Below are 10,437 nucleotides of genomic sequence, written 5' to 3'. Positions count from 1 at the left end.
AATACCACACACACTCTTCCCAAACCCCCCCCTCTCCCTATTTCCTCTTCCGCCCACAAATCTAGGCTAAACCGCCGGGGGGCCGGGGCGCGCCCCCCCCCGGGCCTCGACTCTGCTGCCGGTTGCCTATTCGACGGTGACGCTCTTGGCCAGGTTCCGGGGCTTGTCCACGTCCCGGTCCAGCGCGATGGCGGTGTGATACGCCAGCAACTGCAGCGGAATCGTGAGGATGATCGGGTCGAGTTCGGGCGCCACCGCGGGCACCCGGATGACCGCGTCGGCCAGCCCGTCGGGCAGTTCGGTGTTGGTGACCGCGATGACGGGCCCGCCGCGCGCCTTGATCTGCTCGATGGTGGTGATGTTCTTGGCCAGCAGTTCGTCGCCGGGAATCAGCACGACGCTGGGCATGTCGGGATCGATGAGGGCCAGCGGGCCGTGCTTGAGCTCGGAGCCCTGGTACGCCTCGGCGTGAATGTAGGAGATCTCCTTGAGCTTCTGCGCGCCCTCGCGGGCCACCGGCCAGCCGCGCACCCGCCCGACGAAGAACATGCTGCGGGCCTTGGCGTAGTTGGCCGCGATCTCGGCGATCTCGGCGTCCTGGGCGAGGACCGCCTCGATGGCGTCCGGCAGCGCCCGCAGGCCACTGACGATGCGCTCACCGCCCGCGGCGGACAGGTCGCGCACCCGGCCGAGCAGCAGCGCCAGCATGGCGAAGGACACGGTCATGTTGGTGAGCGCCTTGGTGGAGGCCACCGAGACCTCGGGCCCGGCGTGCAGGAACACCCCGGCGCCGCATTCGCGGGCGATCGCGCTGCCGACCACGTTCACCGCGCCGATCACGCGCCCGCCCTTGCGCTGCAGCTCCTGGACCGCGGCCAGGGTGTCCAGGGTCTCCCCGGACTGGCTGATGGCGACGTACAGCGCGTCCGGATCCACCACCGGGTTGCGGTAGCGGAACTCGGAGGCGGGTTCCGCTACCGCGGGAATGCGCGCCAGTTCTTCGACCAGCTGGGCGCCGAGCTGCCCGGCGTAGTAGGCCGAGCCGCAGCCCAGGAACACCACCTTGCGAATGCCGCGCAGTTCGCGCGCGTCCATGTTCAGTCCGCCCAGGATCGCGGTGGCGAAGCGTTCGTCGAGCCGGCCGCGCAGCGCGCGCCGGACGGCGTCGGGCTGTTCGGCCATCTCCTTGCGCATGAAGTCGTCGTAGCCGCCCAGCGCGTAGTCCTCGGCCGCCATGGCGATGGTGGTCGGGGTCTTGTCGGTGCGGCGTGCTTCCAATCCGAGTGTGCTGGTGCGGAATTCGCCGGCGCGGACGGTGGCCAGCTCGCCGTCGTCGAGGAAGACGACGCGCTGGGTGTGGTGCACCAGCGCGGCCACGTCCGAGGCGACGAACATCTCGCCGTCGCCGACGCCCAGCACGATGGGGCTGCCGTTGCGGGCGACCACGAGTTCGTCGGGGCGGCGCGGGTCGAGCACGAGCAGCCCGTAGGTGCCCTCGACGCGGTGCAGCGCGGTGCGGACGGCGTCCTCCAGGGAATCGGCGTCCGCCAGGGCGGCCGCCACCAGGTGGGCGATGGCCTCGGTGTCGGTGTCGGAGACGAATTCCACACCGGCGGCGGTCAATTCGGCCCGCAGTTCCTCGGCGTTCTCCACGATCCCGTTGTGCACCACGGCGATTCGGCCGGCGCCGTCGGTGTGCGGGTGGGCGTTGGCGTCACTGGGCTCGCCGTGGGTGGCCCAGCGGGTGTGCGCGATGCCGACGTTGCCGCGCAGGCGAGCGCCCTCGGCGTCCACGCGGTTGCGCAGATCCTGTACCCGCCCTTGGGTTTTGGTGATCCGCAACCGGCCCCGGTGCGGGACGGCGAGTCCGGCGGAGTCGTACCCGCGGTATTCGAGCCGATGCAGGCCCTCGAGCAGGACCGGCACGGCGTCGCGGTGCCCGATGTATCCGACGATTCCACACATTGCGGCGAGGCTCTCCTCTATCCGTAGACGATGCGGCGCAGTTGCCGTTCGGTGAATTCGGGGGCCGCGACCGGCCGCCCGGCGAGTTCGGCAGCGAGCTGCCGCCAGATCTCGGCGTTGCGCACCTGCCGGCGCTGGAGTTCGGCGTGTCTGCGGCGCACGAACTGTTCGGCGGTCTCGTCGAAGTAGCCGGCGACATCGGCGACCACGCGGGCCGCGACCGCCGCGGGCAGACCGGTGGAGGCCGCCACGTGGCGCACCAGATCCTCCGGAACCCCGTCATTCACCGCACCGAACCTGCCATGATCACCCGCACTCCGCAACTTATCTGCCCGGATTCGGGCAGGAAGTGACGCGAACCTCCCGGGTGGCGGTTCCGGCGCTCGATCCGGGCGGGCACCGGCCCGAGTGTCGGGAAACCCTGGACGCACAACCAACTACCCTTGGCTCCGTGACCTCACCGAATCAGACCGCCGTGGCGACCCTGCACACCAATCTCGGCGATATCAAGATCGCGCTCTTCGGTAACCACGCCCCCGCGACCGTCCGCAACTTCCTCGGACTGGCCGACGGTTCCGCGCCCTACACCACCGCGAACGCCTCCGGCACCAAGTCCGGCCCGTTCTACGACGGCGCGGTCTTCCACCGGATCATCGACGGCTTCATGATCCAGGGCGGCGATCCGACCGGCACCGGCCGCGGCGGCCCGGGCTACGAGTTCAAGGACGAGTTCCACCCTGAGCTGCGCTTCGACCGCGGCTACCTGCTGGCCATGGCCAACGCCGGGCCGGGCACCAACGGCTCGCAGTTCTTCATCACCGTGGGCCCGCAGTCGCACCTCAATCGCAAGCACACGATCTTCGGTGAAGTGGTGGACCCGGATTCGCGCAAGGTGGTCGACACGATCGCCAACGCCGCGACCGATCGCAACGACCGTCCCAAGGACGAGATCGCGATCTCCAGCATCACCATCTCCTGAGTCCACCCGATCCAGAAGAGAATTCGACATGAACCCGCAGCAGCCCGCACCGACCTGTTTCCGGCATCCCGACCGGCCCACCGGTCTGGGCTGCACGCGGTGCGGGCGCCCGGCCTGCCCGGAGTGCCTGACCCCGGCCGCGGTCGGGCAGCACTGCGTGGAGTGCGTGCAGCAGGGCCGCCGGGATGTGCGGCCGGTGCGGTCGATGACCGGTGCGGTGCAGTCGGCCGCCGGCAAGCCGTACGTCACCTGGACGCTCATCGGGCTCAACGTCCTGGTCTTCGCGATCACCGCGATCCAGGCGCGGAATCCGGTGCAGAACACCGCGTCTCAGCTGTTCGTCGATTGGCGGCTGATTCCCGCCCTGGTCGGCGAGGGGGAGTGGTGGCGGGTCGTCGGTTCCGGGTTCCTGCACTACGGCCCGCTGCATCTGCTGGCGAACATGTTCGCGCTGTACGTGCTCGGTCCCTACTGCGAGGCCGCGCTGGGCCGGGCGCGCTACGTCTCGGTGTATCTGGTGTCGCTGCTGGGCGGCTCGGCGGCGGTGACCCTGCTGGGTAATCCGGCGGTGGCCACGGTCGGCGCGTCCGGCGCGATCTTCGGCCTGTTCGGCGCGGTCGCGGTGATCATGCTGCGCACCCGCCAGAACCTGACGCAGATCCTGATGCTGCTGGTGCTCAACCTGATCATCACCTTCGCGGTGCCCGGCATCTCGATGCTCGGGCATCTGGGCGGGCTGTTCGCGGGCACGCTGGCGGCGGGCGGGATCCTGTACCTGCCGCGCTGGTTGAGGGCCAAGACCCCGCAGGCGGCCATGGCCATCGGCTGGGTCTCGGTGGCGGCCCTCGCGGTGATCTCGATCGCGGCCATCGCGGTGGGCGCGCCGGACTTCACCGATCTGCTGAACTAGCGCGCCGCGGGGCGATCGACGCGCGGGACCGCGATCAGCGCGGGAGATAGGCCCGCAGGACGTCCAGGACGTCCTCGGGATGGGTGCCCAGATCCCAGCGGCCGAAGATGAGCAGCCGCTCGTCGCCGCCGGGTTCGGCGATGTCCATCTCGAGCATGGGCATGCGCCGGCCGAGCCGGCGATAGCTGACCACGCGGGTGCGCACGATGCGGTCCGGGGTGTAGCGCTGGGCCCCGGTCAGGCCGCGCACCACGATCCGCGGCGGATCACCGGGTTCCACGGCCAGGCGCGGACGCTGCCGCAGCCCGAGCACGAACAGGAAGAGCAGGCCGAGCGCGGCCACCCCGATGAGCAGCCGGCCCGCCGCGTCGGTGGCGAGCACGGTCGCCGCGAGCAGGCCGAGGCCGCCGATTCCGCAGGCGATCACCGCCGGCAGGGGGGTGGACCAGTCGAGTCGCGGGGTGGGCTCGGTCACTGTCCCCAGTCTCTCCTCGAGTTGTCCACACGGTTATCCACAGGTGTGTATGAATAACAATCGTGTAAGGCACTCATCGCCAGCGCATGGTCATGATCAGACCGACCACCATGAGGCCGAAACCGATCAGGAAGTTCCACGGCCCGAGGTCGTTCATCCAGGCGATCTGCTCGGCGGCCAGGTAGTAGACCAGCAGCCAGACCAGGCCCGCGAGCATGAAGCCCAGCATGATGGAGACGTACCAGACCGGCGACGGACCGGCCGATTTCACCTTCACGGGCGTGCGGCTGGCCGGGTTGATCGTGTAGTCGGTCTTCTTCCGGACCTTCGACTTGGGCATGACGTCCTCAATTTCGGCGTGCAGTCTCGATGAGATTATCCCAGGTCACTCGGGGACTGCTTCCCCAAGCCCCGTGAGGAGTGTCGAGGGATCGGCCCCCGAACTCCGGGACCGGGCGGTCTGCCCGGGTCTCTGTGGCAAGCGTGCCCCATAGTTCACCGGCTGGGGAAGGAACGATCCGCGATCGTTGTGGATCGATGTGGAGCGATGGTGGATCGATGTCGTGCGGGCTGTGGATCGGCGGGCGGGGCGGGCTGTGGATCACTGTGGACGGGCGCGCCGAGCCGGTATTGCGTGCGACGGGCGCGCGCGGGCCAACTACTCTCGACGTATGCGTGTTCTGGTCGTCGACAACTACGACAGCTTCGTGTTCAACCTGGTGCAGTACCTGGGCCAACTGGGTGCCGAGGCGACCGTCTGGCGCAACGACGATCCCCAGCTGGCCGACGTGGACGCTGTCGTGCGGGCGTTCGACGGCGTGCTGATCTCGCCCGGTCCCGGCACCCCCGAACGCGGCGGGGCCAGCATGGACCTGGTTCGGGCGGCGGCCCGGAACGAGCGCCCGCTGCTCGGGGTGTGCCTCGGCCACCAGGCCATCGGCGCGGCGTTCGGCGCGACCGTCACCCGCGCACCGGAACTGCTGCACGGCAAGACCAGCGAGGTCTTCCACATCGGCGCGGGCGTGCTGGCCGGGCTGCCGGATCCGTTCATCGCCACCCGCTACCACTCGCTGACCGTGGTCGAGGAGACCATGCCGCCGGAGCTGGAAGTGCTGGGCCGCACCGAATCCGGCATCGTCATGGCCATGCGGCATCGCACCCTGCCCATTCACGGCGTGCAGTTCCATCCCGAATCCGTGCTCACCCAGGGCGGGCACCGAATGCTCGCCAACTGGCTCGGCGTGTGCGGCGAGCGCCCCGACGAGGGCCTGGTCCGCACGCTCGAGGCGGAGGTCGCGGCCCTCATATGAGCCGGGTCGCGGTGGGGACGGCGTGAGCGCGCCCGGTGCGCGGCCGTACGTGCTGCTGTCGGTGGCGGTCAGCGTCGACGGCTATATCGACGACGCGTCCCCGGAGCGGCTGCTGCTGTCCAACGCCGCCGACTTCGATCGGGTGGACGAGTTGCGCGCGGAGTCGGACGCGATCCTGATCGGCGCGGGCACGCTGCGCGGCGATGATCCGCGACTGCTGGTCAACAGCGCCGACCGGCGGTCGCGGCGGCTGGCCGCGGGCAAGCCCGAATACCCGCTGCGCGTGGTCGTCTCGGCGTCCGGCGCGGTGAGCCCGTCGGCGCGGCTGTGGCACACCGGCGGCGACAGAGTGCTCTACACCACCGATTCCGGGCGAATCGCGCTGGGCGGCCGGCTCGATGCCCACGCCGATGTCGTGTCCCTGGGCCACGCGATCGACTTCGCCGCGCTGCTGGACGATCTCGCCCGGCGCGGCGTCGGCCGGCTCATGGTCGAGGGCGGCGGCTCGATACACACCGCGTTCCTGTCCGCGGGGCTGGCCGACGAGCTCAGCATGGCCGTCGCGCCCCTGGTGGTGGGCGATCCCGCCGCCCCGCGCTTTCTCGGACCCGCCGAATTCCCGGGCGGTCCCGCGTATCGCATGCGACTGGCCGAGGTCGGCCGCGTCGGAGATGTGGCCGTGCTGCGCTATCTGCCCAAGGAGGGTTCGGATGTCCATGCCGCACAAGAACGATGAGGCGCGCACCGATCGCGGCTGGATGCGGCACGCGATCGGCCTCGCCCGCCTGAGCCCGCCCAGTTCGACCGCGTTCTCGGTGGGCGCGGTCATCGTCGGCGCGGACGGCGTGGAGATCATCCACGGCTGGTCCCGCGAGACGGACGAGAAGGTGCACGCCGAGGAGTCGGCCCTGAACAAGCTGGAGCCCGGTGACCCCCGGCTGCCGCACGCCACCCTCTACAGCACCCTCGAGCCCTGTTCGCAGCGCGCGAGCCGGGATCGAAAGCCCTGTGCCGACCGCATACTGGCCGCGGGCATCCGCCGCGTGGTCATCGCCTGGCGCGAGCCGGGAACCTTCGTGGACAACTGCCAGGGTGTGGAGAAACTGCGTGAGCACGGCGTCGAGGTCGTGGAACTCGGGGATCTGGCCGACGAGGCCATGTCGATGAACCGGCATCTGTCGCTCTGACTTTCGCGCCCGCCGGGCCGAATCGGGCTGCCGGGCGGGATGTCTCGCCCCGGAACTACGAAAGCCGCACCCGTGGGTGCGGCTTTCGTGGTCTATCGGTCGAGTCTCACGGCGGTCCCAGGGACAGCACGCCGGTCGTGATGGTCACCGTCTGGCTCTTGGAGATGGACGATCCGGCCGTCGGTTGCTGGGCGAGCACCCGTCCCACGGCGGAGGCGTCCAGCGTGCTCTGCGTCGTCTGGCTGATCTGGCCGTTCCAGCCGCGCTGGCGCAGGATGTCCACGGCCTGGGCCGGGGACAGTCCGATGAGGCTGGGCATGGGGATCTGATCGCCGCTGGAGACCTGCACGGTCACCGCGGAGCCCTTGTCCGCCATGGTGCCCGCGCTCGGCGTGGTGCCGATGACGGTGCCCTTGGGCTGGGAGTTCGGCACCTCCTGCACGGTGACCTTGAATCCGGCGCTGTCGGCCAGGTTCGGCTGGGCCACCTCGATGTTCTGCCCGACCACGTCCGGGACGCGCACCTTCTCCGGCCCGGAGCCGAGGGTGATGGTGACCAGCCCGCCGGCGTCGATCTTCTGGGCCTCGCCGGGGACCTGGCTGGTGACCTTGTCCTTCTCGTCGGCGGCGGAGGCCTCGCGCTGGGTTTCCGGATTGAGCCGCAGCCCCACCGAATTCAGCTGCTGTTCGGCCTGCTGCTGGGTGAGCCCGGCCAGGCGCGGCACCGGGACCTGCGAGGGCCCGGAGGAGATCTGCAGGGTGACGGTGCTGCCCTTGTCGATGCGCGAGCCGCCCAGGGGCTGGCTGGCGATGACGTTGCCCTCGGCCACCTTGCCGTCGGGTTTGGTGGCGGTGACGACGGTGAAGCCGAGCTTCTCCAGATCCCGTTGCGCGAGTTGACCGTTCTTGTTGGCCATCTCGGGCACGGTGATCTGCTCGGCGTTGCTGCCGGGCCCGAGCAGTGCCCAGAACAGGCCGAAGGCGACGGCGAGGGTGCCGAGCACGCCGGCCACGATGAGCGCGGTGCGCCGCGGGTTGCCGTCGTTGTCGACGATCTCCTGTTCGGTGGTGTCGTCGCGGCGCTCGACCGTGCGGTAGCTGCGCGGCGGCGGCAGATCGTCGTCGAGGAAGCTGTTGCGGTCCTCGTCGCTCATGACCATGGGCGCGGTGGGCTTCTGCCCGCCCAGCACCCGGATCAGGTCGGCGCGCATCTCGGCGGCGGTCTGGTACCGGTTGGCCGGGTTCTTGCTCATGGCCTTGAGCACGACCGAGTCGAGTTCGCGCGGCACGCTCGGCAGCACGTGCGAGGGCAGCCGCGGATCCTCGCGGACGTGCTGGTACGCCACCGCGACCGGCGAGTCGCCGGTGAAAGGCGGTTCGCCGGTGAGGATTTCGTACAGCACGCAGCCGACCGAGTACACGTCCGACCGCGCGTCGACCTGTTCGCCGCGCGCCTGTTCGGGCGAAAGGTACTGCGCCGTGCCGATGACCGCGGCGGTCTGGGTCATGGGGTTGGAGCTGTCGGCCAGGGCGCGCGCGATGCCGAAGTCCATGACCTTCACCGCGCCCGCGCGGTTGATCATGATGTTGGCGGGCTTCATGTCGCGGTGCACGATGCCGTTTCGATGCGAGAAGTCCAGCGCCGCACACACATCGGCGATGATCTCCATGGCGCGCCGGGGCGGCATCGGTCCCTTGCCGCGCACGATGTCGCGCAGGGTGTCGCCGTCGACGTACTCCATGACGATGTACGGCAGCGGGCCGCCGTCGACCTCGGCCTCGCCGGTGTCGTACACCGCGACGATGGCCGGATGGTTCAGCGCCGCCGCGTTCTGCGCCTCGCGCTTGAACCGCAGATAGAACGTGGGGTCGCGGGCCAGGTCGGCGCGCAGCACTTTGATCGCCACATCCCGCGCCAGGCGCATGTCGCGCGCCTTGTGCACCTCGGACATGCCACCGAAGCCGATGATCTCGCCCAGCTCATAGCGGGACGAGAGGTTCTTCGGGGTCGTCATCGCGGTCCTTGGGGGATGGCTGGATCACTGTCGGCAGCGCCCTCGACTCCTCGAGCACCGGGGATGGGAAATGATGGTATGCCGATGCCCGGACGGCCCGCCGTGGTGGTCGTGGTCGCGCCCGCCGTGGTGGTCGGCGCGGCGGTCGTGGTCGGCGGGACCGTGGTCGTGGTCTTGGGAACCGTGGTGGTCACCGGCGGCTTGGTGGTCGTCGGCGGCACCGTCGTGGTCGGCGGTTCCTCGGTGGTGGGCGGCGGCTCGTAGGTGGTCACCGGTGGCGGAACCGGCTTCTCCTTCGTCGTAGTGGGCGGGGTGGTGGTCGTCGTGCTCGGCGGCGCCGTCGGCGCGATGACCGCACTGGTGCGGGTGGTCGGGGCCGGATCGTCCGGCGTCCCGCTGAGCAGCACGAAACCCGCCGCGGCGCCCAGGATCAGCGCGCCGACACCGAGTCCGGCCAGTGCCTTCTGACTGTTGGTGAACCGGCCCTGCGGCTCCGGCGCACCGGCCGGGGGCGCACCGAAAGCGGTGTTGCCCACCGGGGTCTGCGAACCCGACATCATGACCGTCGCGCCGGTCGGCGGCGCGGGCGGCGCCTGCCGGTGTGCCTGCGGCGGCGTCGGGTAGCGGGTGGTGGCCGAGTCGGGACGCGGCGCGTTGGGGATGATCACCGTCGGCCCGGGCGGCAGCACCCGGGTGGCGCCGGTCTGGGCGGGCAGGCCGCCGCCGGGTGTGGGCACCCGCCGGCCCGCGCGCACCGCGGCCACCGCGTCGGCGAACTCGCCGCCGGTGGCGAAGCGCTGCTGCGGATCCTTGGCCATGGTGATCTCGATGAGCTCGCGCACGTTCGGCGGCAGATCTGCGGGCAGCGGCGGCGGGGTCTCGCGCACGTGCTTCATGGCGACGGTGAGCGCGCCGTCCCCGGTGAAGGGCCGTTCGCCCGCCAGCGCCTCGTAGCCGACCACACCGAGCGCGTACACGTCCGAGGCCGACGTGGCGTCCTCGCCGGTGGCCTGTTCGGGCGCGATGTACTGCGCGGTGCCCATGACCATGCCGGTCTTTGTGACCGGTGAGGCGTCGACGACCTTGGCGATGCCGAAGTCGGTGATCTTCACCTGGCCGGTGGGCGTGACGAGGATGTTGCCGGGCTTGACGTCCCGGTGCACCACGCCGGCGGAGTGCGCCACCTGCAGTGCGCGCCCGGTCTGCTCGAGCATGTCCAGGCCCTGCTGGACCGAGAGCCGCCCGAGCCGGGACAGCACCGCGTTGAGCGGTTCGCCCTGCACCAGTTCCATGACCAGATAGGCCATTTCGCCGCCCGAGGGATCCAGCGTCTCGCCGTAGTCGTAGATGCCGGCGATTCCCGGATGGTTCAGCTGCGCCGTCGTCCTGGCCTCGGTGCGGAACCGATGCCGGAACGTGGGGTCGGCGGAGAACTCCGCCTTGAGCACCTTGACCGCGACTCGGCGGTCGAGGCGGGTGTCGAGCGCTTCCCAGACCTGGCCCATGCCGCCGGTGGCGATGAGCCGCTGCAGCCGGTAGCGGTCCGCGATCATCGCACCGTTGTTCAGCATTCCTGACCCTGTCTACCTTGCGCCTT

11 protein-coding genes are annotated in these 10,437 nt (G+C 70.1%); 5 read left to right on the top strand and 6 right to left on the bottom strand.

The features are described 5' to 3' along the window. Positions 1-126: 126 nt before the first annotated feature. Complete coding sequence (glmS, locus tag ABZ319_RS21410; protein ID WP_354988209.1) at positions 127-1,965, bottom strand: glutamine--fructose-6-phosphate transaminase (isomerizing); 1,839 nt, start codon at positions 1,963-1,965, stop codon at positions 127-129. A gap of 17 nt (positions 1,966-1,982) precedes the next feature. Further along, positions 1,983-2,252 carry a hypothetical protein gene (locus ABZ319_RS21405; protein ID WP_354988208.1) on the bottom strand — a complete coding sequence of 90 codons (270 nt, stop codon included), beginning with the start codon at positions 2,250-2,252 and terminating at the stop codon, positions 1,983-1,985. A 164-nt stretch (positions 2,253-2,416) separates the two neighbouring features. Between ABZ319_RS21405 and ABZ319_RS21400 the strand changes: the two genes are divergently transcribed. Further along, positions 2,417-2,944 carry a peptidylprolyl isomerase gene (locus ABZ319_RS21400; RefSeq protein ID WP_354988207.1) on the top strand — a complete coding sequence of 176 codons (528 nt, stop codon included), beginning with the start codon at positions 2,417-2,419 and terminating at the stop codon, positions 2,942-2,944. 28 nt (positions 2,945-2,972) lie between these two features. Next, entirely contained in the window at positions 2,973-3,854 is an 882-nt protein-coding gene (locus ABZ319_RS21395) for a rhomboid family intramembrane serine protease (protein WP_354988206.1), read from the top strand. Positions 3,855-3,888: 34 nt separating this feature from the next. On the opposite strand, the gene ABZ319_RS21390 is transcribed toward ABZ319_RS21395, so the two are convergent. Together ABZ319_RS21390 and crgA are read right to left on the bottom strand one after the other, a co-directional pair. Next, positions 3,889-4,329, bottom strand: a complete 441-nt coding sequence (locus ABZ319_RS21390; protein WP_354988205.1) for a PH domain-containing protein — start codon at positions 4,327-4,329, stop codon at positions 3,889-3,891. A 73-nt stretch (positions 4,330-4,402) separates the two neighbouring features. After that, a complete protein-coding gene (crgA, locus tag ABZ319_RS21385; protein WP_354988204.1) occupies positions 4,403-4,669 on the bottom strand; it encodes a cell division protein CrgA in 267 nt (88 codons plus the stop codon). 331 nt (positions 4,670-5,000) lie between these two features. On the opposite strand from crgA, the gene ABZ319_RS21380 reads away from it, so the two are divergent. Genes ABZ319_RS21380 through ABZ319_RS21370 form a run of 3 tightly spaced genes read left to right on the top strand, consistent with a single transcriptional unit; the run spans position 5,001 to position 6,826 of the window. Continuing rightward, entirely contained in the window at positions 5,001-5,639 is a 639-nt protein-coding gene (locus ABZ319_RS21380) for an aminodeoxychorismate/anthranilate synthase component II (RefSeq protein WP_354988203.1), read from the top strand. Between the two features lie 22 nt (positions 5,640-5,661). After that, the gene (locus ABZ319_RS21375) at positions 5,662-6,375 is read left to right on the top strand and encodes a dihydrofolate reductase family protein (RefSeq protein WP_354988202.1); all 714 of its coding nucleotides are present in this window, start codon (positions 5,662-5,664) and stop codon (positions 6,373-6,375) included. Beyond that, a complete protein-coding gene (locus ABZ319_RS21370; protein ID WP_354988201.1) occupies positions 6,350-6,826 on the top strand; it encodes a deaminase in 477 nt (158 codons plus the stop codon). Before ABZ319_RS21375 ends, ABZ319_RS21370 begins: the two co-directional genes overlap by 26 nt. A gap of 106 nt (positions 6,827-6,932) precedes the next feature. On the opposite strand, the gene pknB is transcribed toward ABZ319_RS21370, so the two are convergent. Together pknB and ABZ319_RS21360 are read right to left on the bottom strand one after the other, a co-directional pair. Next, positions 6,933-8,840: a Stk1 family PASTA domain-containing Ser/Thr kinase gene (gene pknB / locus ABZ319_RS21365; RefSeq protein WP_354988200.1), complete on the bottom strand. Its 1,908-nt coding sequence runs from the start codon at positions 8,838-8,840 to the stop codon at positions 6,933-6,935. Further along, a complete protein-coding gene (locus ABZ319_RS21360; RefSeq protein ID WP_354988199.1) occupies positions 8,837-10,411 on the bottom strand; it encodes a protein kinase in 1,575 nt (524 codons plus the stop codon). The genes pknB and ABZ319_RS21360 overlap by 4 nt, the downstream gene beginning before the upstream one ends. Positions 10,412-10,437 lie beyond the last annotated feature (26 nt).

The sequence above is a fragment of the Nocardia sp. NPDC005978 genome (genome assembly GCF_040614455.1).
In the GTDB taxonomy this organism is placed as follows: domain Bacteria; phylum Actinomycetota; class Actinomycetes; order Mycobacteriales; family Mycobacteriaceae; genus Nocardia.
Note: the sequence above shows the minus strand (reverse complement) of the source record. Positions and strands in the feature narration are given on the sequence as shown.

Coding starts and splice junctions, on each gene's coding strand:
- glmS (WP_354988209.1), bottom strand. CDS start 1,965: ATGTGTGGAATCGTCGGATACATCGGGCACCGCGACGCCGTGCCGGTC.
- ABZ319_RS21395 (WP_354988206.1), top strand. CDS start 2,973: ATGAACCCGCAGCAGCCCGCACCGACCTGTTTCCGGCATCCCGACCGG.
- crgA (WP_354988204.1), bottom strand. CDS start 4,669: ATGCCCAAGTCGAAGGTCCGGAAGAAGACCGACTACACGATCAACCCG.
- ABZ319_RS21380 (WP_354988203.1), top strand. CDS start 5,001: ATGCGTGTTCTGGTCGTCGACAACTACGACAGCTTCGTGTTCAACCTG.
- ABZ319_RS21370 (WP_354988201.1), top strand. CDS start 6,350: ATGTCCATGCCGCACAAGAACGATGAGGCGCGCACCGATCGCGGCTGG.
- pknB (WP_354988200.1), bottom strand. CDS start 8,840: ATGACGACCCCGAAGAACCTCTCGTCCCGCTATGAGCTGGGCGAGATC.
- ABZ319_RS21360 (WP_354988199.1), bottom strand. CDS start 10,411: ATGCTGAACAACGGTGCGATGATCGCGGACCGCTACCGGCTGCAGCGG.